Origin of the sequence: Streptomyces sp. NBC_00286 (genome assembly GCF_036173125.1) — a bacterium.
Classification (GTDB): domain Bacteria; phylum Actinomycetota; class Actinomycetes; order Streptomycetales; family Streptomycetaceae; genus Streptomyces.
Genome location: NZ_CP108054.1, coordinates 2,572,905 through 2,595,192 on the forward strand (window position 1 = coordinate 2,572,905; position 22,288 = coordinate 2,595,192).

The 22,288-nt window shown below is 69.0% G+C and carries 17 protein-coding genes; 9 read left to right on the plus strand and 8 right to left on the minus strand.

What is annotated here, in order from left to right; genetic code table 11:
- Positions 1-53: 53 nt before the first annotated feature.
- Together OHT21_RS11630 and OHT21_RS11635 are read left to right on the plus strand one after the other, a co-directional pair.
- Entirely contained in the window at positions 54-614 is a 561-nt protein-coding gene (locus OHT21_RS11630) for a DUF6082 family protein (RefSeq protein WP_328768193.1), read from the plus strand.
- Positions 615-912: 298 nt separating this feature from the next.
- Entirely contained in the window at positions 913-1,152 is a 240-nt protein-coding gene (locus tag OHT21_RS11635) for a hypothetical protein (RefSeq protein WP_328768194.1), read from the plus strand.
- A gap of 88 nt (positions 1,153-1,240) precedes the next feature.
- Here the strand turns inward: OHT21_RS11635 and OHT21_RS11640 are convergent, their stop codons facing one another.
- Positions 1,241-2,407, minus strand: coding sequence for a citrate synthase/methylcitrate synthase (locus OHT21_RS11640; protein WP_328768195.1), 1,167 nt, complete (start codon positions 2,405-2,407; stop codon positions 1,241-1,243).
- Positions 2,408-2,516: 109 nt separating this feature from the next.
- Between OHT21_RS11640 and OHT21_RS11645 the strand changes: the two genes are divergently transcribed.
- From OHT21_RS11645 to OHT21_RS11665, 5 genes are all read left to right on the plus strand, one after another.
- Positions 2,517-3,818 carry a citrate synthase gene (locus OHT21_RS11645; protein ID WP_328768196.1) on the plus strand — a complete coding sequence of 434 codons (1,302 nt, stop codon included), beginning with the start codon at positions 2,517-2,519 and terminating at the stop codon, positions 3,816-3,818.
- A 10-nt stretch (positions 3,819-3,828) separates the two neighbouring features.
- A complete protein-coding gene (locus OHT21_RS11650) occupies positions 3,829-4,779 on the plus strand; it encodes a sucrase ferredoxin (protein ID WP_328768197.1) in 951 nt (316 codons plus the stop codon).
- 71 nt (positions 4,780-4,850) lie between these two features.
- A complete protein-coding gene (locus tag OHT21_RS11655; RefSeq protein WP_328768198.1) occupies positions 4,851-6,557 on the plus strand; it encodes a sensor histidine kinase in 1,707 nt (568 codons plus the stop codon).
- Complete coding sequence (locus OHT21_RS11660; protein WP_328768199.1) at positions 6,554-7,234, plus strand: response regulator; 681 nt, start codon at positions 6,554-6,556, stop codon at positions 7,232-7,234. The genes OHT21_RS11655 and OHT21_RS11660 overlap by 4 nt, the downstream gene beginning before the upstream one ends.
- 285 nt (positions 7,235-7,519) lie before the next feature.
- On the plus strand, positions 7,520-8,212 hold the full coding sequence (locus tag OHT21_RS11665) for a response regulator (protein WP_328768200.1): 693 nt from the start codon (positions 7,520-7,522) through the stop codon (positions 8,210-8,212).
- A 158-nt stretch (positions 8,213-8,370) separates the two neighbouring features.
- Here the strand turns inward: OHT21_RS11665 and OHT21_RS11670 are convergent, their stop codons facing one another.
- Positions 8,371-10,494, minus strand: coding sequence for a DNA gyrase/topoisomerase IV subunit B (locus OHT21_RS11670; protein WP_328768201.1), 2,124 nt, complete (start codon positions 10,492-10,494; stop codon positions 8,371-8,373).
- Between the two features lie 445 nt (positions 10,495-10,939).
- Between OHT21_RS11670 and OHT21_RS11675 the strand changes: the two genes are divergently transcribed.
- Complete coding sequence (locus OHT21_RS11675; RefSeq protein ID WP_165339198.1) at positions 10,940-11,170, plus strand: DUF7455 domain-containing protein; 231 nt, start codon at positions 10,940-10,942, stop codon at positions 11,168-11,170.
- A gap of 267 nt (positions 11,171-11,437) precedes the next feature.
- On the opposite strand, the gene OHT21_RS11680 is transcribed toward OHT21_RS11675, so the two are convergent.
- The 6 genes from OHT21_RS11680 to OHT21_RS11705 form a co-directional block, all read right to left on the minus strand.
- The gene (locus OHT21_RS11680) at positions 11,438-12,256 is read right to left on the minus strand and encodes a S1 family serine peptidase (RefSeq protein WP_328768202.1); all 819 of its coding nucleotides are present in this window, start codon (positions 12,254-12,256) and stop codon (positions 11,438-11,440) included.
- Positions 12,257-12,388: 132 nt separating this feature from the next.
- Positions 12,389-13,930 (minus strand): RNA polymerase sigma factor, encoded by a 1,542-nt coding sequence (locus tag OHT21_RS11685; RefSeq protein WP_328768203.1) that lies wholly within the window; start codon positions 13,928-13,930, stop codon positions 12,389-12,391.
- A gap of 426 nt (positions 13,931-14,356) precedes the next feature.
- Positions 14,357-15,244: a FadR/GntR family transcriptional regulator gene (locus OHT21_RS11690; protein WP_328768204.1), complete on the minus strand. Its 888-nt coding sequence runs from the start codon at positions 15,242-15,244 to the stop codon at positions 14,357-14,359.
- A 153-nt stretch (positions 15,245-15,397) separates the two neighbouring features.
- Positions 15,398-17,170: an ABC transporter ATP-binding protein gene (locus tag OHT21_RS11695; protein ID WP_328768205.1), complete on the minus strand. Its 1,773-nt coding sequence runs from the start codon at positions 17,168-17,170 to the stop codon at positions 15,398-15,400.
- Positions 17,171-17,260: 90 nt separating this feature from the next.
- Entirely contained in the window at positions 17,261-18,019 is a 759-nt protein-coding gene (locus OHT21_RS11700; protein ID WP_165339202.1) for an NUDIX hydrolase, read from the minus strand.
- A 279-nt stretch (positions 18,020-18,298) separates the two neighbouring features.
- Complete coding sequence (locus OHT21_RS11705; RefSeq protein WP_328768206.1) at positions 18,299-19,867, minus strand: DUF4192 domain-containing protein; 1,569 nt, start codon at positions 19,865-19,867, stop codon at positions 18,299-18,301.
- A 133-nt stretch (positions 19,868-20,000) separates the two neighbouring features.
- Here OHT21_RS11705 and OHT21_RS11710 point away from each other — a divergent pair, with 133 nt between their 5' ends.
- Positions 20,001-22,163: a RecQ family ATP-dependent DNA helicase gene (locus OHT21_RS11710; protein ID WP_328768207.1), complete on the plus strand. Its 2,163-nt coding sequence runs from the start codon at positions 20,001-20,003 to the stop codon at positions 22,161-22,163.
- Positions 22,164-22,288: the final 125 nt, after the last annotated feature.

Below are 22,288 nucleotides of genomic sequence, written 5' to 3' on the forward strand. Positions count from 1 at the left end.
CTGTCGACCCGCACCCGACGACCGGCGGACGGTCGCCTGATTCGGGGGTTGACATGGTCACACAGAAGCGCGGAATCCGGGGGCTGAGCTCCGCCGCGGCAGCAGCAGGGATCGGCATGGTGGCAGGTGTTCTCGCCACCATGGCCGCACACCGTCACACACTCGAGTCACTGCGTCTGCGCCTGGAGCACCTGGAGCAGACCGCGCACACGCAGCAGCACACCAACATCGCCAACCAACAGCGCCTGCACTGGGAACTGCTGAGCAAGGCCATAGACGACCCCGAGCTCGCCGAGGTACTGGACCTCTATGAGGTGCCCGTGTCCCCCAAGAAGCGCCGCCAGTACCTCTTCGCCAACGCCCTATACACGAATCTGCTCTTTTATTACCGCATCGGCAATATAAGCCGTGATGAGTTCTTCGGGCATGTTCGGGGTATTTTCCAGAACCCGATAGTGCGGGAGTACTGGCACGCCACTCAGCAGCAGCGGGCAAGCATCGCGAACTCAGAAGAGGCCGAACTCGGACTGATGGTCGACGACCTACTGCGCCAACTAGAGGAAGCGGACATCGACGAGTGGTGGGTGGTTGGGGAGCCGCCCGGCGACCAATAACTCCGGTGCCCGCTTCGACGCGATATGTAAACTCCGCCTACGCTTCATGCCACTTCCGGGTGGATTCTGTAGCCGAACGATAACGAAGCGGCGCGTTCATCCTCGATGACAAGCGGTTCTCTGCCATCCTTGGGGCCAGAGTTGACTGCCACGCAACCGCGCAAGGAGTCGACCACCACGAGGAACCGTCACTCCAGCCGTCCGGTTGCCGAGGCTCAGCCCTACAGGGATGTACTCGCGTCCGCGCGTCGACAGTGCGGAGGCACATATGCCTTGAGACCGCTAAGGGAAAACAACTGTGAGTCAGATCATCCGTCGCCTCGGTGTATCTCCGCGCGCGCGAGGTAGCGCTTCTGGTGCAACTTGCCCAGATATTTTCGAATTGGCCGACGGAAATTTCGCCATCATCGGCACAGACGCAACCACCTCTCTCGACTCACAGCTACCCGCCGACGCGGCGCGCGCCGACTACGAACGAATCGTGGTGATCACGCGCGAGACCCTCGTACGGGCAAAGGCCGATATTCCCGACGCTTGAGGCAACCACGGTCACCAAAGCCGTCAACGGCGGCGGTGACTTGCGACCTGAAAGGCCCAGCGCCATGACGGCGCCGGGCCTTCGTTCGTCAAGCCACCGACGGCACCGCCACGGGCGCCACCGGCCCCACGTACCGCGCCACCGGGCGGATGATCTTCGAGTCCTGCGCCTGTTCCAGGATGTTGGCGCTCCAGCCGACGACGCGGGCCGTGGCGAAGGTGGGGGTGAACATCGCGCGCGGGAGGCCGCACAGCTCCATGACGACCCCGGCGTAGAACTCGACGTTGGCGTGGAGGTCACGGCCGGGCTTGAGTTCCGCGAGGATCGCCTCCACTCGGCGCTCCACCTCGACCGCGAAGTCGACAAGCGGGCCGCCGAACTGTTGGGCGATGCCGCGGAGCATGCGGGAGCGGGGGTCTTCGGTGCGGTAGACGGCATGGCCGAAGCCCATGATGCGTTCGCCGGTGAGGACTCGTTGACGGACCCAGGAGTCGATGCGGTCGGGTGTCCCGATCGCATCGAGGGTGTCCAGCGCCCGGCTCGGGGCTCCGCCGTGCAACGGCCCGGAGAGGGCACCCACCGCACCTACGAGGCAGGCTGCCACATCCGCTCCCGTCGACGTGATCACCCGGGCCGTGAACGTTGATGAGTTGAATCCGTGGTCAATGGTTGAGATCAAGTACTGCTCGATCGCCCGGGCCCGCTGCGGCTCCGGCTCCGAACCCGTCAACATGTAGAGGTAGTTGCCGGCATGAGGCAGATCGTCCCGCGGCTCTACCGGGTCGAGGCCACGGTCCAGCCGGTAGAGCGCCGTCAACAGCGTCGGTACGGCGGCCGCCGCAGCGAGCGCGTCCGCACGACGCTGGTCCGCGTCGATGTCGTACACCGGCCGAAACTCGCGCGCTGCACCGAGCAGCGACAACGCGGTCCGCATGCCTGCGAGCGGCCCGGACCGCCCACTCCCCGCCGCGATCGCGGGCAGGGCGGACAGCACCTCGTCGGGCAGCCGCCGCAACGAGGCGGTCCGCGCCATGAAGGCGGAACGCTGTGCCGCATCGGGCAGTTCGCCGTGGACCAGCAGATGCCAGACGTCCTCGAATCCGCGGGTCTGCGCGAGTTCGACGGCCGAGTACTGGCGATAGTGATAGAAGCCCTCGACGCCCCGGACATCACCCAGTGCTGTGTCGGTGACAACGACGCCGGCGAGTCCCCGCGGTACGTCTACAGAGGCGGTCTCGGCACGGTTGATCGGCATGGTTCCCTCCCTGGAATTGATCCGACTGTCCATGATTGACTTAATCTCTGTCAATATTGATTGAATCAATCTATACAGTTGAATAGGTCCACACAGATACGGTGACGCCATGAAGGATCAAGAACCGGCTCCCACCCGCGAAGGCCGACGGATCAGCACCAAGGAGACCGCCGAGCTGCTCGGCGTGAAGCCCGAGACGGTGTACGCGTATGTGAGTCGCGGTCAGCTGAGCAGCCGCCGCGAACCGGGCAGCCGGGGCAGCACGTTCGACGCCAAGGAGGTGGAGTCGCTCGCACAACGCAACAGGCGGGAGGCGAGCGGGAGTTCACCGAGTGCGGGCGGATTCTCCGTACGCACCCGCATCACTCTGATCGACAGGGACCGCTACTACTTCCGTGGCGTGGACGCGACCGAACTGGCCGCGCGCCACTCCTACGAAGAAGTCGCCGAGTGGCTGTGGACGGGCGTGCTGCGCCCCGGCGTCACCTTCACCGCCCCGGAGGCATCCGTCGCAGTCGCCCGCCAGGCCGTCGACGCACTGCCCGAGCACACCGGCCCCACCGACCGCCTCCGCGTCGCGGCCATCGCCGCGGCGATCGCGGACCCGCTGCGCTTCGACCTCTCCGAGGAGGCAGTGCTCGGCACCGCGCGCACCCTGATCCCCACACTGGTCGCCGCACTGCCGCCTCTGCGGCGCGATCATCGGGACCGGGGCCCGCTGGCGCACCGCCTGTGGGCGCGACTCAGCGGCCGAAAGGCCGACGACGCCTCACTGCATGCCCTGGACACGGCACTTGCCCTCCTCCTCGACCACGACCTGGCCGCCTCCACCCTCGCGGTCCGAGTCGCCGCATCGGCCCGAGCGCACCCATACGCCGCCGTGTCCGCGGGCCTCGGCGCCCTGGAAAGCCCACTGCACGGAGCAGCCAGCGGATTCGCGCACCGGCTGATCTTCGACGTGCTGGACCGGGGCACGGCGGCCCCCGTTGTCGCGGACGAACTGCGCGCCGGACGCCGCGTCCCGGGGCTCGGCCACTATCTCTACCCGGGCGAGGACCCACGCGCGCGTGCACTGTTCGCACTCCTGGAGGAGGTCTCCGAGGCCGCGCCCGCCCTGGCTGCAGCGCACGACATCGTGGCCACGACCGCCCGCCACGCCCCCCTGCACGCCAATGTCGACCTGGCCCTCGCCGTCCTGACAGTGGCGTCCGGCATGCACGCGTCCGCGGGCGAGACGATCTTCGCCGTGGCTCGCACGGCGGGCTGGATCGCCCACGTGCTGGAAGAGTACGAGGAGACGCCGATGCGCATGCGCCCGAGCGGACACTACGTAGGGCCACAGCCACCTCAGCCCCTCCACGGAACTCTGACGCCAAAGGCCCCGAAAGCCATCCCAGGTAACTCAGGTTAGGCTTACCTCCGTGAGTACGTGCACGAAGGTCTCCCGGGAGCTGGACGAGCCCCTTGCGGGGACCGCAGCCACCGCGCGGACGTGGCTGCTGGTGGAACAGCCCGGGCCCTGGGGCGCCAGAGCGCTGACCTCGAGCCATCTGGATCCGGACCTCGGCCGCGCTCTGGAGAAGGCCACGGAGGGAACCGGCGTACGCATCGCGCTGATCCGCCGCCCGGGACGGCACGCCGACTGCCACACAGCTGCCGAGCGCAAGGTGTACGCGGCCCACACCGCTCCTGGAAACGTTTGGCTGCACAGCGCCACAACGTCAGCCCCCAAGCAACTGCTCGAACTTGACTTCGCCGCACTGGGCGGAGGCGCGTCCGACACCTTCGACACCGTTCTCGACGGCCGCCCCCACACCGGCGACCCCCTCGCCCTCGTCTGCACCAACGGCAAGCGCGACCGCTGCTGCGCCCTCCTGGGCCGCCCCCTCGCCGCCGAGCTCGCCGCCTCCGGAGTGGACGGCGCATGGGAGGTCACCCACCTGGGAGGCCACCGATTTTCGCCGACCTTGCTCGTGCTGCCGTTCGGCTACGCGTACGGGCGCGCGGAGGCCCATGCCGTCAAGGAGATACTCCAGGGCGTACGCGAAGGGCGTGTGGTCACCGAAGGGTGCCGCGGGAGCTCCGCCTGGGAGCGCCCCGGCCAGGCGGCCGAGCTGGCGATCCGCACGGCGGCCGGCGAGGAGGTCGCGGACACGCTGACGGTCGTCCACACGGACGGCACGGCGCCGCGCTGGGAGGTGACCGTCGCCCACACCGACGGACGCATCTGGCGCGTCACCGTCGCCCAGGGCGCCTCGCTGCCGCCCCGCCAGGAGAGCTGCGGCTCGGCCCTCGGCTCCCCGGCCCGGATGGACGTACTGGCGATACGCGAGCTCTCCCGTCCGGCCGCGGCGAGCCTCGTGGCCCTCTGATCACGCCTCGCTCAAGAGATCAACGCCACACCCCTACGGCACGGCGCGTCCACCCCCGTACCGTCATAGGCATGAGTCCCACTCCCCCTGCCCGACGACTCCGCCTCGGCATGCCGAAACGGATGTTTTCGCAGGTGCTGCTGATGCAGGTGGCGATCGCCGCCGGAGTCGCCGTGCTCGCAACCGGGCTGTTCCTCGCTCCGCTCAGCGACCAGCTGGACGACCAGGCGATGCGCCGCGCCCTCGCGATCGCGCAGACCACGGCCGCGCAGCCGCAGTTCGCCGAGGACCTGACGTCGACGCGGCCCACGGCCGACGGACCCGTACAGGCCGAGGCGGAGCGGATCCGGAAGGCCAGCGGGGCCGAGTACGTCGTGGTGATGAACACGGACGGCGTGCGCTGGTCGCACACCGACCCCAAGCGGATCGGCGACAAGGTCTCGACCGACCCCGGGAAGGCCCTGGCGGGCCAGGAGGTCATGGAGATCGACAGCGGGACGCTGGGCCGCTCGGCCCGCGGCAAGGTGCCGTTGCGCGACGCCGACGGCGACATCATCGGCGCGGTCTCCGTCGGCATCGAGTACGACAGCGTGCGCGCCCGGCTCCTCAACGCGATCCCGGGCCTCTTCGCGTACGCGGGCGGGGCCATGGCCGTCGGCGCGCTGGCCGCGTATGTGATCTCCAGGCGAGTCCAGCGACAGACCCGCGACCTGGCCTTCTCGGACATCGCCGCGCTCCTCGCGGAACGCGAGGCGATGCTGCACGGCATCAGGGAGGGCGTCGTCGCCCTGGACCGCGGCGGCAGGATCCGGCTGCTCAACGACGAAGCTCAGCGCCTGCTGGGCATCGGCGACGAGGCGGTCGGGCAGCCGCTCGACGAGGCCCTCGGCGAGGGACGTACGACCGATGTACTGGCCGGACGCGTCACCGGCACCGATCTGCTCACCGTCCGCGGTCAGCGCGTCCTGGTCGCCAACCGGATGCCCACCGACGACGGCGGCGCCGTCGCCACGTTGCGCGACCGCACCGAACTGGAGCAGCTCGGCCGCGAACTCGATTCCACTCGCGGCCTGATCGACGCCCTGCGCGCCCAGGACCACGAGCACGCCAACCGTATGCACACGCTCCTCGGCCTGCTGGAGCTGGAGATGTACGACGACGCCGTGGAGTTCGTCGGCGAGGTGGTCGGCGACCACAGGGTCACCGCGGAACAGGTCACCGAGAAGATCCACGACCCGCTGCTCGCCGCCCTGTTGGTCGGCAAGGCCACTGTCGCGGCGGAGCGCGGAGTGGCACTGTCGATCTCGGACAGCACGCTGTTCCCCGACCAGTTGATCGATCCACGTGGACTCGTCACGATCGTGGGCAACCTGGTCGACAACGCGCTCGACGCCGTCGCAGGCAAGCAGCACGCGCGCGTGGAGGTCGAATTGCGTGCGGAGGGGCGTACGGCAGTGCTCAGGGTGCGGGACACCGGGCCCGGAATCCCCGCCGAACAACGAGAGTTGGTCTTCACCGACGGATGGTCCACCAAGAAGCCTCCGGCACACGGCAAGCGCGGGATCGGCCTCTCCTTGGTGCGTCGGCTCGCCGAGCGGCAGGGCGGCAGCGCGCGGGTCGCGGAGGCGGACGGCGGGGGCGCGGAGTTCACCATCGTGCTGCCGGAGGCGCTGGCGGAGCCGGGACTCACGCCGGGGCCCGGACGGGCCGACGCCAGGTACGAGGCGCGGCAAGCCGCTGTGGCAGGCACCACGGCCACCAAGGAGGAGTCGCGATGATCGAGGTGCTGGTCGTGGACGACGACACCCGGGTCGCCCGAGTCAACGCCGCCTACGTCGAGAAGGTCGCGGGCTTCCATGTCGCCGGCCAGGCGCACTCCGCGGCCGAGGCACTGCGGCAGGTGGAGGCGCTGCCACAACTGGATCTGGTGCTCCTGGACCACTATCTGCCCGACGAAACGGGACTCGCGGTCGTCCAGGAGATGCGGCGGCGCGGCCACCAGACTGACGTGATCATGGTGACCGCGGCCCGTGACGTCTCCACGGTCCAGGCGGCCATGCGGCAGGGCGCGCTCCAGTACCTGGTCAAGCCGTTCGCCTTCGCCGGACTGCGCGCCAAGTTGGAGGCGTACGCGACGTTGCGCCGGACCCTCGACGGCGGAGGCGAAGCCGAACAGGCCGAGGTCGACCGGATCTTCGGCGCCCTCTCCGCGGGTTCGGAGCCGAATCTGCCCAAGGGACACTCCCCCACCACCGCACAGGCCGTACGCCAGGCGCTGCTGAGCGCCGAGGGCCCTCTGTCGGCCCAGGAGATCGCGGAACGCACGGGGCTCAGCCGGCAGACCGCCCAGCGCTATCTGAAGCTCCTGGAGCGCACCGGGAGGGCGACGCTGAGCCTCAAATACGGCGACGCGGGCCGCCCGGAGCACCGTTACGTCTGGGCGACCCGCGCCTGAGGGCACGACCGAGGTACGGGAGTCACGACCGCGCCCACCTCAGCACAGCTGTCAGGGGAGGCCAGCCGTGCGAGGAAACTCAGCCCGCGGCCTGCATCTTCACCAACTCTGCGTGTGCGCACCTGCCTTGCGACCGTAGAGGTGCCGTGTGCAAGAGCAGCAGTCTTGTGACCGCAAGGCCTTCTTCTGCTCGCAAAAGCGTGTTGTGCTCGTTTCGCGCGCGCTACAACACTGGAGCCGGAGCAACGGGCCCGACTCAGGCCCGAGCTCGGGGAGAGAGGCCCGATGATTGACGTCCTGGTCGTGGACGACGACTTCCGTGTCGCCGAGATCAACGCCCAGTACGTGGGCAAAGTGCCCGGCTTCCGGGTCACCGCCCGCGCGCACACCGCGGCCCAGGCCCTGGCCACGGTGGCCCGCGAACCCGTCGACCTCGTACTGCTCGACCACTATCTGCCCGACCGTACGGGTCTCGAACTCGTCCAGCAGATGCGGGAACTCGGCCACGACAGCGACGTCATCATGATCACTGCGGCCGGTGATGTGGAGACCGTACGGGCCGCGATGCGCCTCGGCGCCCTGCACTATCTGGTCAAGCCGTTCACCTTCGCCGCGCTGCGCGCCCGACTCGACTCGTACGCAGCCCTGCACCGCACCGTAGAGCGGGTCGAGGGCCAGGGTGTGGCAGGCCAGGAGCAGGTCGACCGGATCTTCGGCGCGCTACGTACGACGCCCCCCGCCTCCTCGCCCGGCCTGCCCAGCGGCCACTCGGAACCCACCACGGACCTGATCTGCAAAGTCCTGCACGACGCCGACCATCCGCTCTCGGCCCACGAGGTAGCAGCCCGAACCGGCCTAAGCCGCTCCACAGCCCAGCGCTACCTCCGCCACCTGGAACAGGCCGGCCGCCTACGCCTCACCCTCAAGTACGGCGACACAGGCCGCCCAGAGCACCGCTACGCGTGGGTGGCACCCTGAGGCACGTGGCGGCTCGGGGCGCCTAGGCGGACTTGTCGAGTCCGGTGATTTCCTCGCGCCCTAAAGGAGGCCGCAGGCCTTCCTTTAGGGGCGCGGGGAACTGCGCGACAAGCCCCAACGAACCCGCAGCTTCAAACCTGCCCAACCCAGCGGAGCGCCTACGCATCGATGCGAGAACGGTCCAACGTAGCCGCCGAGTTAGAGATGAACTCCTTACGCGGAGCCACCTCGTTCCCCATCAGCAGGTCGAAGACCTGCTCCGAGGCCTCCAGGTCGGAGATGTTGATGCGGCGCAGTGTGCGGTGGCGCGGGTCCATCGTGGTCTCGGCCAGCTGGTCGGCGTCCATCTCGCCGAGGCCCTTGTAGCGCTGGATGGAATCCTTGTAGCGGATGCCCTTGCTCTGGAACTCCAGCAGCTTGTCGCGCAGTTCGCGGTCCGAGTACGTGTAGACGTACTTGTCCTGGCCCTTCTTCGGCTGGGTCAGCTCGATGCGGTGCAGCGGCGGAACCGCGGCGAACACTCGGCCCGACTCGACCATCGGCCGCATATAGCGCTGGAAGAGCGTGAGCAGCAGGATGCGGATGTGCGCGCCGTCGACATCGGCGTCGACTAGAAGGATGATCTTGCCGTAGCGAGCCGCGTCGATGTCGAAGGTCCGGCCGGACCCGGCTCCTATGACCTGGATGATCGCCCCGCACTCGGCGTTCTTGAGCATGTCCGAGATGGACGCCTTCTGGACGTTGAGGATCTTGCCGCGGATCGGCAGCAGTGCCTGGAACTCGGAGTTCCGGGCGAGCTTGGCGGTGCCGAGCGCGGAGTCTCCCTCGACGATGAACAGCTCACTGCGCTCCACGTCGTCACTACGGCAGTCGGCGAGCTTCGCGGGCAGCGACGAGGACTCCAGGGCCGTCTTCCGGCGCTGCGCGTCCTTGTGCTGACGGGCCGCGATACGCGTACGGGCCGCGGCGACCGCCTTCTCCAGGACGACGCGGGCCTGTGCGGCCGTGTCCCGCTTCGTGGAGGTCAGGAATGCCTTGAGCTCCTTGGAGACGACGTTCGTCACGATGCGACGGGCCGCCGAGGTGCCGAGCACTTCCTTGGTCTGGCCCTCGAACTGCGGCTCGGCGAGGCGCACCGTGACCACCGCGGTGAGGCCCTCCAGGGCGTCGTCCTTGACGATGTCGTCCTCGGCGACGCGCAGCATCTTCTTCGTGCGCAGCACTTCGTTGACCGTCCTGGTGACGGCCTGCTCGAAGCCCGCGACATGGGTGCCGCCCTTGGGCGTGGCGATGATGTTGACGAACGACTTGAGCGTCGTGTCGTAGCCGGTGCCCCAGCGCAGCGCGACGTCGACGCCGAGCTCTCGGGTGACCTCGGTGGGCGTCATCTGGCCGTGGTCGTCCAGAACCGGGACCGTCTCCTTGAAGATGCCCTGTCCAGAGAGGCGGAGGACGTCGCAGACGGGCTTGTCGTTCGCCAGATACTCGCAGAACTCGCTGATGCCTCCGTCGAAACGGAAGGACTCCTCGCCCTTGCTGCCGCCCTCGCCGAGCCCGTACTCATCGCGGACGACGATCGTCAGTCCGGGCACCAGGAAGGCCGTCTGGCGGGCGCGCTGGTGCAGTGTGTCCAGGGAGAGCTTGGCGTCCTTGAGGAAGATCTGGCGGTCGGCCCAGTAGCGCACGCGCGTGCCGGTGCGGGTCTTGGGGATCCTCTTGAGCTTGCGCAGACCGGCCGAGGCGTCGAAGGCCGCGTCCGGACCGGCCCCCGTGAAGGCACCGGGCGTGCCGCGCCGGAAGCTCACGGAGTGCGTGTGCCCATTGCGATCCACCTCGACATCCAGGCGGGCCGACAACGCGTTCACCACGGAGGCACCCACACCGTGCAGGCCGCCGGAAGCCGCGTACGAGCCGCCGCCGAACTTGCCGCCGGCGTGCAGCTTGGTCATCACGACCTCGACACCGGAGAGGCCCGTTTTGGGCTCCACGTCTACAGGGATGCCGCGGCCGTTGTCCCGCACCTCCACCGAGGCGTCGTCGTGCAAGATCACCTCGATGTGGTCGCAGTACCCGCCCAGGGCCTCGTCCACGGAGTTGTCGATGATCTCCCAGAGGCAGTGGAGCAGACCGCGGCTGTCGGTCGACCCGATGTACATGCCCGGGCGCTTCCGCACGGCCTCGAGCCCCTCGAGGACGAGCAGGTGCCGCGCGGTGTAGTTGGAACCGTCCCGGTCTGCTCCGGTCAGCAGCGCTGTGGACGGCACGGACGTCTCGGCGGTCACGCGGTTCGCTCCTCGCTGAATTTCAAGTGGGGCCCTTTAGGGTAAGGACCGGCTTCGGTCGCCGGTCCGAGGGTACCGAGGCCTGGTAGAGCCGTTGTAACGCCACCCTCGTCTGAGACTCAGGGTAGTCCAGCGTCGCATGCCTGTTCGATCCCTCGATGGAGTGAAGTACATATCACGTTCCCTTCCAGGCATGAACCATTTAGGCTCCGGGCACGTCCTCATGAACAACCGGCAACCCAGCCGGGAGGACTTGACCCTGACAGACAGCGCGAACCCGTAAAGATACAAAGACACGCAATACGGCTCATTCGCCGCCAACCGGCAGCAGACAGCCGACTCGGAGCGAGATTTTTTCCGAGGCAGAGTCCCGAGCGGGAACGTTTTGGGCCTGGTTGGATGTTGACCCTGGTACGACAGCTCGTCGAGCTAGAGAAGAGGCGACGTGACTACTGTTCTGACCCCCGCGAGCCCGCTGACGGCCGCTGACCGCTGCGACCGTTGCGGCGCCCAGGCATATCTGCGCGTCGTCCTCCTCAGCGGTGGTGAACTGCTCTTCTGTGCCCACCACGGGCGCAAGTTCGAGCCGGAACTCAAGAAGATCGCCGCTGAGATACAGGACGAGACGGAGCGGCTGACGGCCGTCCCGGCAAGCGCCAACGAAGAAGAGCGCTGACACTTCGCATCCACGACGAGCCAGCACGGCACAGGCCGGTGACCGGGCGGCTGTCCCTGGCAACAGGGGCAGCCGCCCGTAGTCATGCCCGGCCGGCCCGAACGACCCAGCAGGCCACCACGCCTGTACGTTCCAGCCGAAGACCGTGCCTGTACGTCCCTGTCGCCCGTCGTGGCTGTACCTCTCAGCTGACGACCGTGCCTGTGCGTGCCGGTCGCCGACCATGGCTTACGGTCCCTGTCGCCGGCCGCGACTGTGACGTACTCGTCAGCGGCCCGCGCCCAACTCCGTGACGACGCCTGAGACCCGCGTATAGACCCCTGGGCTCTCGGCCCGTCCGCAGCCGTTCCCCCACGACACAAGGCCGATCAGCCGCCCCTGGGCGACCAGTGGCCCACCGCTGTCCCCCTGACAGGCATCCTGGCCACCACCCGACTCCCCGGCGCACAGCATGGAGTCGGCCAGATACTTCCCTTCCGCACTGTCCGGATACGCCTCCTCACAGACGGCGTCGGACAGTACCTCCACCCGGGCTGCCCGCAGAGCGTGTGCGAAGTCACCATTGCCCGTCGTGTCGCCCCAGCCGTAGACCACAGCGTCCGTACCGGGCCGGTAGGCCGCGTCATCGGAGCCCGCCATGCGAATCACCGAGCTCTCCGGCAGCGGCTCGGCAAGAGTGAGCACAGCGAAGTCCCCGGCGTTCGTATAGCTGTCGTACGCCGGGTTGACCCGGACCGCGCGCACCGGGATCTCCCTGCCCTCGTCCCCCAGCAGATCCCCGCGCCCGGCGATCACCTTCAGATCGTGGATCTGCCGCAGTGGTGCGCCAAGCGTTTCCTCGCCCAGACAGTGGGCCGCGGTCAGCACGGTCGACCGGCCGATCACCGCGCCCCCGCAGAACTGCCCGGCCCGCGTACCCCCGAACCGGTCACGACTCGCCAGCGCCACCGTCCAGGGGCTCTGAGAGGCCTCGACGGGATATCCGCCGATGACGATCCTGTCGGCAGCCGCCGGAGCGGTGGATGCCAGCGGTATCACGGCCGCCATGGCCGTGAGAGCCAGCGCTCGTACATAGGGCCGACGCATAAGCGCTCCTCACTCTGAGGTGGTCATGGAAAACCCAGAGTGATTCACGAGGCAGTGGCGCGCACTCCACGCACACCGAGGGCCCGGCTCCCCTGTTCGGGAGACCGGGCCCTGGGTGACGTACGGCGGGATCTAGTCGAGGTAGTCCCGCAGCACCTGCGAACGCGACGGGTGGCGCAGCTTCGACATCGTCTTGGACTCGATCTGGCGGATGCGCTCGCGCGTGACGCCGTACACCTTGCCGATCTCGTCGAGGGTCTTCGGCTGACCGTCGGTGAGACCGAAGCGCATGGAGACGACGCCCGCCTCACGCTCGGACAGGGTGTCGAGGACGGAGTGCAGCTGCTCCTGGAGGAGCGTGAAGCTGACCGCGTCGGCCGGGACGACGGCCTCGGAGTCCTCGATGAGGTCACCGAACTCGCTGTCGCCGTCCTCGCCCAGCGGCGTGTGCAGCGAGATGGGCTCGCGGCCGTACTTCTGGACCTCGATGACCTTCTCCGGGGTCATGTCGAGCTCCTTGGCCAGCTCCTCCGGGGTGGGCTCGCGGCCCAGGTCCTGGAGCATCTGACGCTGCACGCGCGCGAGCTTGTTGATGACCTCGACCATGTGCACCGGGATACGGATGGTGCGGGCCTGGTCGGCCATGGCGCGGGTGATCGCCTGGCGGATCCACCAGGTGGCATACGTCGAGAACTTGTAGCCCTTGGTGTAGTCGAACTTCTCCACCGCGCGGATCAGACCGAGGTTGCCCTCCTGGATGAGGTCCAGGAAGAGCATGCCGCGGCCGGTGTAGCGCTTGGCCAGGGAGACCACCAGACGGAGGTTGGCCTCCAGGAGGTGGTTCTTGGCGCGGCGGCCGTCCTCGGCGATGATCTCCAGCTCGCGCTTGAGCTTGGGGGCGAGCTTGTCGGCGTTGGCCAGCTTGTCCTCGGCGAACAGGCCGGCCTCGATGCGCTTGGCGAGTTCGACCTCCTGCTCGGCGTTGAGGAGGGGGACCTTGCCGATCTGCTTGAGGTAGTCCTTGACCGGGTCGGCCGTGGCACCGGCCGCGGCGACCTGCTGCGCGGGCGCGTCGTCCTCGTCCTCGTCCGACAGGACGAAGCCCTGGGCGCCGTCCTCGGCGGGCTCTTCGGCACCGGGCTTGGCGGTGCCCGGGGTCTCCTCGACCGCCTCTTCGTCGATCGCCTCGACGTCGTCCTTCTTGGCGGCGGTCTTCTTGGCCGGCGCCTTCTTGGCGACGGCTTTCTTCGCGACGGCCTTCTTGGCGGTCGCCTTCTTGGCAGCGGCCTTCTTGACGGGAGCGTCCTCGGCGGGAGCGTCGACGGCAGGCATCGCCGGAGCTGCGGTGGCGGTGGCCTGCTCGGCCGTCGCCGTGTTCGCCGCGACCGTCTTGGTGGCGGTGCGCTTGGCCGGACTCTTCGCTGCGACGCTCTTTCGGGTGCGCTTGGGCTCCGCGGCACTGACCATCAGCGTCACACCCTCTTCCTCGAGGATCTGGTTGAGGCTGCGCAGTACGTTCTTCCACTGAGTGGCCGGAATCTGGTCAGCTTCGAAGGCCCGACGCACGTCATCGCCGGCGATCTGCCCCTCAGCCTTTCCCCGCTCAATGAGCGCCATGACAGAGACGGACTCGGCGATCTCCGGCGGGAGCGTACGGGATGTGCTGGCCGACACGAACAACCTCTCGGAACGTTGGAAAGCGGCTTCCGGCCCCGTCCACTGTGGACCGGAGCCGACGACCGTCGACTGGGGGATGAGCCAACGGCGCGGGCGGGGCCGCGAAGATGCACAGCGCCATGAACGGCGTCCGTATTCCCTCGTCGGCTGTCACCTCTTAGGTCATCGCGCTGTTCCCAGGAGTGTTACGCCCAATCTGCGTGGCCCGAGTCACACCCCGTAAGCGTCCAAATGCGACCAGATACGGTCAAAGGTGGTCAACCTGGTGGCGCAAGGCTTCCTCATACCGCCGGACTCTGCCGAATCCCAGAGAGATCCGGCAGAGTCCGGCGGCAGGGTGCGGCAGAGTCGGGCGGCGGATCGGTCGCCGACCGCGCGGTGCCGGGCGAGGGGACACGCCCCCGACTACTCCTCGGTGCGCGGTCAGTGCTCGCGCGGGGCGGGCACCACGCGCTCCACCTCGGGGTGAACGGTGAGCAGTTGACGCATGGCGGCCTCGGCCGCCGCTCCATCACCGGCGGCCAGGGCATCCACGATCCGGGAGTGGTGCGCCAGGGAGATCTCGTTCGGCCGGTCACAGCCGGCGACCGGGCCGCCGGAGACCTGCAGGGCCGCCGACACGATCCCGGAGAGATGCTCCAGCATGCGGTTGCCGGCGACCTGGATGAGGAGCGAGTGGAACTCCGCGTCGGCGCGCGAGAAGGTGAGCGCGTCGCCCTGCGCCATGGAGTGCCCCATGATCTCGACCATGTCGGCGAGCCGCTGCTGCACCTCCTCGCGTCCGTGTCCGGCGGCGAGGCGGGCGGCCAGCGGCTCGATCGTCCAGCGCAGCTCGCTCAGCTCGCGCCGCTGATCGTCGCGCTGCGGTCCGTAGGCCCGCCACTCGATGATGTCCGGGTCGAGGAGGTTCCAGTCGCTGACGGGCCGTACCCGTGTGCCGACATTGGGGCGGGCACTGACCAGGCCCTTGGCCTCGAGGACGCGGAGTGACTCACGGACGACGGTGCGGGAGACCTCGAACCGCTGGCCGATCTCCTCAGGGACGAGCGGGCGGTCTGCTCCGAGGTCGCCGGAAACGATCATCTGACCCAGCTGTTGGACGAGTTGGCCGTGCAGGCCGCGGCCGCGGGAGCCCGCGGCCCGCCTGCCCACGCGGCCCAGCTCAGGGTCCGTGCCCTCCCACGCGGGGGCGCCGACGCGATCGACGCCGGGGGCCTCCGCGTAGGGGTAGCGGTCGAGTTCGCCCGGGCCGGCCAGGCCGGAGTCTGCGGAGCGGGCGGCGGTCATCATGGTGTGCGCAAGGGTACTCACGCATCCTTTGTCGGCGTCGCCCTCAACTGCCTTGAGGTCTTTGGTGAAAAGCACACGAAAGGGTGATCGCTCACCCCATCGCAATTGACGCCTTATCGGAAAGAAATGGGCGTTCACCGAGGAGTTGTGCCCATCGGGGAACGCCTGTGCCGCTCAGAACGACCACCGGAACCTGCCTCGCAGGGTCGTGAACAGGTACGTGCAGAGCAGGACGGTGAGCGACAACACCAGTGCACTGCCGACGGGTTGGGTCATCACCCGCACTCCGGCGGCCAGAATTCGCTCGCCACCGAAGGGCCACTGCATCAGCACGAACTCCCGTAGTCGGGTCGAAAACCCGGTCGCGGTCCGCACGGACTGTCCCTCCAGGAACTTGTGCACCAGGGGTACGACGACGATCGGTACGGCGAGAACGGCCGCGAGTCCGGCGGTCGTCGACCGGAAGACGCCCGCGCCGAGCACGCCTGCCCAGGCGCAGCCCACCACGAGTCCGATCCAACTGGCGCTCAGCGAAAGCCAGTCGGCGGGAACTCCGGCGATCTCCCGTCCGTAGACGATGTAGAGCAGTTCGGCGTCCACGCCCACCGTGAGGATGGCCAGGATCAGCGCGGTGGCGGCGGCGACGAGGAGTTTGGCGGCGAGCAGTCCCAGGCGGCGGGGGACGGTGCCGCGGTCCGCGGCCAGGGCGGGGTGGCGGAACTCGTCGCCGAATGCGAGGGCGCCGAGCAGCCCCGCGCCGAGCGCCGCGGGCGGCAGCGGGAACTGCTGCGGCCACGCGGCGAGCAGCCGCGGCTGCGGCGTGTGTCCCACCCGGGCCAGGAGTACGGCGGTGACGGCAGAAGTGACGAGCACGGCTGCCGCAGTGAGGTAACCGGTGCCGACTCCTGCCGCGCGGCGCAGTTCATAGCGCAGAGGACGCAGCGGGTTGCGGCCTTGGCGGACCGTGATGGGGAGCGGGAGCGGGGACAGGTCATCCGCGATCTCCGCCTCGGTCGGCCCCGGCGACTCCTCGGCCTCCTGAGCATCATCCGCGGGCGGGCGGGCGGCCGTGGGCCCCATGTCGCCGATTTCGTCGGCCAGTTGATGTACGAGGATGCCGTGGCGGTACGCGGTTTCACCCACGTCGGCGCAGGTGCTGCCGTACACCGAGAGGCGGTTGCCGTCCTCTGACACGACTTCGACGGAACACCGTGTGGCGCGAGCCTCCTTGGCCAGGAGGGCGGCGAGCCGGGCGGCGTGAGGGCTGCGCACGGCGACGCGGGGACGGAGCCGGGTACGGGCGAAGTCGGCGGCCTCCTGGTCTGCTACGAGCTGGCCCTCCTCGATCGTGACGACCCGGTCGGCGTTCCGCGCGGCCTCCTTCGGGTCGTCCGTGGTGAAGAGCACGGTGCCGCCTCCGGCGGCGTAAGCGCGCAGAACTCCGTGCAGCCAGCGGCTTTCACGGACCGACAGCCCGTCCGTAGGGGCATCGAGAACGAGCGTGTGCGGATCGGCCAGCAACGCGCAGGCAAGTCCCAGACGACGGTCCGTACCCCGCGAGAGGGCGCCGAGGCGTTCGTCGCGGAGGCTGACTAGGCCCACCACTTCGAGGACTTCGTCGGCGCGACGCACGGGCACGCCCACGGCGGCGCACAGCATGCGGAGTTGACCGCGCACCGTGCGTGCCGGATGGCCCGGCACCTCTCCGAGGAGCACGCCCACTTCGCGTGTTGGATGGGGGATACGGTGCAGCGGCCGACCCCTGAAGTGGGTGACTCCGCGGCCCTGTTGGAGCTCGAGCATCAGCCTCAGCGCCGTCGTCTTGCCTGCGCCCGGGGCTCCGAGGAGCGCCGTGACGCGTCCCGGGTGCGCCTCGAAGGACAGGTCGTCGACGGCGGGCGGAAGCTCCTTGCGGGGGCTGCTGGTCAGTCCGATGGCCTGGATCACCCAAGGCAAGATAGCGCGGTATGTACGGATTTTCGGGCACCCTGACACCGCCCCGGAACGGCTCCCGCACCGGTCGAGCTGACGCCAGGGTCAGACCTCGGGGCGCAGCATCGGCGGATTGAGCAGTGTGGCGCCACCGGCGCGGAAGAGCTGAGCGGGGCGGCCGCCCTGCCGGGTGGTCGTTCCTCCGGTGGGCACCAGGAAGCCGGGAGTGCCGGTCACCTTGCGGTGGAAGTTGCGGGGGTCGAGCGCCACTCCCCACACCGCCTCGTACACACGACGCAGCTCGCCGACGGTGAACTCGGTCGGGCAGAAGGCAGTGGCCAGCGACGAGTACTCGATCTTGGACCGGGCGCGCTCCACGCCGTCGGCCAGGATCTGCGCGTGATCGAAGGCGAGCGGTGCCGCCTGTTCGCCGTCGCGGCCGTATCCGCCCCGCTGGAGCAGCTCCTCGACGGGGGCCCAGCGAGCGCTGTTCGCATCGCCGCCCGCCCTGGGCGCGGGCAAATCGGGGGCGAGCGCGAGGTGGGCGACGCTGACGACCCTCATCCTCGGGTCACGCTTGGGATCGCCATAGGTGGCGAGCTGCTCCAGGTGCGCACCGTTGTCCTGCGCGGGGGCATCCGGGTCGTGGGCACACAGCCCGGTCTCCTCAACCAGTTCCCGCGCGGCGGCTTGTGCAAGGTCCTCGTCGGGCCGCACGAATCCGCCGGGCAGCGCCCACCGCCCCTGGAACGGAGGCTCGCCCCGCCGTACCGCCAACGCGCACAGAGCATCGCGACGCACGGTCAATACGACCAGGTCAACGGTGACGGCAAAGGGCGGGAAGGCTGACGGGTCGTAGGGCATGTCGCGATCATAGTCGTCTGCCTGACGATAAGCACTCCTTTCGCCGGTCACCGGGACGACTGATCCACTCCGCCCCGATACGGACGTCATGGGAGGCCACCGGCTCCGGATCCCACCCGGCCCTACGAGCCCTGGCTTCCAGCCGCACCATGTTGACCACTTCCGCGACCACTGGGAGTACGTACGCGATCCCGACCCACGCCCGGATCGTCACCCGTAGCAGCCGGAACCAACCCCGAGACCAGACCGCCAACAATGCCCCGCACCGCTCCCCCGTCCTCATGTGTCGCTCCTTGTTTCCCGACGTCCGGCTCCTCGCCGGGACCGGGAAGGGGCGCCCTTGCTGTCGCCGCCCCGGCCTCGTCCGTCCGTCGCGGTAGAGCCCTCGGTGGCGGGCCGGGGACGGCGCGTACCGCCCGGCCCGGTGGGACGTCGGCTCGGATGGCTGATAGGGCTGCCTGTGGACCGCGTCCTGCGTCGGCGACGGGACACCGTCCGCGTCGGCGCTGCCGGGGTCTGATCGGACGGACTGTCGGAGCCGGCCCGCGGCACCGAGGCAGCGCCCGCCTCGGATCCCGCCACCGCACCCCCGCGATCGGCGCGCTCCTTCCGAAGGCACCGGCGGATCGACTCGGGATCCAGCCCCTCGTTGCACGCCTGGTGCAGAAGGCGTGCGAAGAGATATTCGGGGTCCGCGCCGAGCGCCATCGCAAGGGCTTCTCGGGCTTCCAGCTCGTCGCCGGTGGACCATGCGACCCATCCAGCGAGGGTGAGCGGAGCCGCGGCGTGCTCCCCGTACGCACCGACACAGCGCCGGGCCAGGGCGCGCCACAGGCGCAATGCCGGACCCGCCTCGTCACCCTCCATCCACTCCGCCGCCCTGTCGCGCGTTCCGCGGTCCTGGAGGCCGAGGATCAGAGTGGCCGCTTCGTCGTGGGCCAGTAGCTCGTCATCGCGGAGATCTGCCGGAAGCGTGCCGGACAAGGGTGGGGCGTCGGCGAACCGCCGCATGAGCCGGTCGGCCAGTTCCAGCGTCTGGTCCGCCACGTCCGCGCGGCTCTCGTCGTCCAGGATCCTGGGAATGAGCGCCACGCTCACGGCATTCAGCGCGGACTCCTGTTCCAGCGCCGCCGCGGTCTCCCAGGGACTGAGCCTTGCCCTCAACTCCTTCAGTGAGCCGCGCACTTGGAGTCCGGCGTACGTCGCTGCGGCAGCCAGGACCGAGGTGCCGGGCAGGCCCAGGGGCGTACCGGCGGAAGGGCAGCACTCTTCGCTGGGGCAGACATAAGACCACCAGCGGTTGTCCGAGATGCACAGTGCCTCGACCACGGGGACGTCAAGAGCACCGCATGCCGTGCGCAGCAACTGTGCCAGCTGGCGCAGGCGCGACATGACCTCCCACCCGGACTCATTGACCCTGGGGTCCTGACAGAGGAAGGCCACCATGCTCTCGACCGGCGCGCCCCTGCGTTCGCTTCCCTTGATGAGGCCCTGCGCCAACTGATCGGCCACGGCCGGCCAGTCGTCCTCGTTGGCAGGAATGCCGAGGCGTGCTCGCCCGCCGAACCGACCCCGCCCGTCCCGGTCATGCAGGGCTACGAGCACGATGCTGTCCTCGGGCCGATACCCGAGCAAGTACGGCAGCGCATCGGCCAGTTCGGCCGGAGTCCGGAGCGTGACCTGGTGCTCGGCGCACGGAATACCGTCCGCCCCGCTCCCCGCACCAGCGGCACCTCCCCCCGCGTGATCTTCCCTGTGGCCGCCGTGCTCGTTCCCTTCCCCACGCTCGTCGTGCCCGCTGATGTCACCGTTGCCGGAAGTCCCGGCGGCTTCGCTGTGATTCGTCATGTGGTGACCATCCCGCGAATTCCGAAATCCCGCTTTGGCCTGTGGATAACCATGATCATGATCGTGTCAGAAGTTATCCACAGTTCGGCGGACGCGTTCGCGCGATGTCAGACCCATCGGGTTGCATGGGGCCATGACCAACGAAGACCTGCGCACAGCGGCCGATACCGTACTCGCCCGCCTCGTCGGCGCCGCGGCGGGCGACGTCCGGCTGCGCGAGGACCAGTGGCGAGCCATCGAAGCACTCGTCGCCGACAAGCGCAGAGCCCTGGTCGTGCAGCGCACCGGCTGGGGCAAGTCCGCGGTGTACTTCGTCGCGACCGCGCTCCTGCGTGAGCGGGGCGCGGGCCCCACGGTCATCGTCTCCCCGCTCCTCGCGCTCATGCGCAACCAGGTCGAGGCGGCGGCGCGCGCCAGGATCCGCGCGCGGACGATCAACTCGTCCAACACGGAGGAGTGGGACTCGATCCAGCACGAGGTGGCCGCGGGTGAGGTCGATGTGCTCCTGGTGAGCCCGGAGCGACTCAACAACCCCGACTTCCGCGACCAGGTACTGCCGAAGCTCGCCGCGGCGACCGGCCTCCTCGTGGTCGACGAGGCGCACTGCATCTCCGACTGGGGCCACGATTTCCGGCCGGACTACCGCAGGCTGCGCACCATGCTCGCCGATCTCCCGCCGGGCGTACCAGTCCTGGCCACCACCGCGACGGCCAACGCGCGCGTGACGGCCGATGTGGCCGAGCAACTCGGCACCGGTGGCAGCACCGACGCGCTCGTCCTGCGCGGCCCGCTGGACCGGGAGAGCCTGAGCCTCGGCGTACTGCGGCTGCCGGACGCCGCTCACCGGATGGCCTGGCTCGCCGAGCACCTGGGCGAGCTGCCCGGCTCCGGAATCATCTACACGCTAACGGTGGCCGCGGCCGAGGAGGTCACCGCGTTCCTGCGACAGTGCGGGCACCCGGTGGCGTCGTACACCGGGAAGACGGAGAACGCGGACCGGCAGCAGGCCGAGGAGGACCTGCTCGCGAATCGGGTGAAGGCCCTGGTCGCCACATCCGCGCTGGGCATGGGCTTCGACAAGCCCGACCTGGGCTTCGTGGTGCACCTGGGGTCGCCGTCTTCTCCGATCGCCTACTACCAGCAGGTGGGACGGGCGGGGCGCGGTGTGGACCATGCCGAGGTGCTGCTTCTGCCGGGCAAGGAGGACGAGGCGATCTGGCAGTACTTCGCCTCGATCGCCTTCCCTCCGGAGGAGCAGGTGCGGCGCACGCTGGATGCCCTCGCGCAGGCGGGCCGGCCGCTCTCGCTGCCCGCGCTCGAACCGCTGGTGGAGCTGCGCCGGTCCCGGCTGGAGACGATGCTCAAGGTCCTGGACGTGGACGGCGCAGTCCATCGGGTCAAGGGTGGCTGGATCTCCACGGGCGCCACATGGACGTACGACGCCGAGCGCTATGCCTGGGTCGCCAAGCAGCGGGCCACCGAGCAGCAGGCGATGCGTGACTACGTGACGACGACCGGCTGCCGGATGGAGTTCCTGCGGCGGCAGTTGGACGATGAGGGGGCGGCCGTGTGTGGCCGCTGTGACAACTGTGCCGGGCCGCGGTTCGCCGACACGGTCTCCCCTGCCGCTCTGGACTCGGCGCGTGGTGAGCTCGGCCGCGCGGGTGTCGAGGTGGAGCCCCGGAAGATGTGGCCGACGGGTCTGCCCTCGATAGGTGTCGACCTGAAGGGACGCATCCCGGCCGGCGAACAGGCCGCGACCGGGCGGGCGTTGGGGCGGCTCTCGGACATCGGCTGGGGCAACCGGCTGCGGCCGATGCTGGCCCCTCAAGCACCGGATGGTCCCGTCCCGGACGATGTCGCGAAGGCCGTCGTCGGAGTACTGGCCGACTGGGCGAAGGGGCCTGGCGGCTGGGCTGCAGGGAGCCCCGACGCACAGCCGCGTCCGGTCGGCGTCGTCACCATGGCCTCGCACAGCCGACCGCGGCTGATCCAGTCGCTCGGGGCGCGGATCGCCGAGATCGGACGCCTTCCACTGCTGGGGTCCCTGGAGTACGCCGCTGGAGTTGAGGCAGCGCCGGCTTCCAGGAGCAACAGCACGCAGCGGCTCAAGGCACTCGACGGGGCGCTGGCCGTGCCGCCCGCCCTGGCCGAGGCCCTCGCGGAAGCTCAAGGGCCTGTACTGCTCGTGGACGATCTGACCGAGACCGGCTGGACGCTCGCGGTGGCCGCACGCATGCTCCGGAGAACCGGTGCGCAGGGGGTGTTGCCGCTGGTGCTCGCCGTGCAAGCGTGATGCAAGTGCCGCTGAGGAGAGCACTGTGCGGGGATATATGAGACGCATCCCCAGATAACAGTCAGTGGCCCTGATTGCTCGTTGCCGCAATCAAGTTCGGCAGGAAGAATTGGGGACGCGCCCCG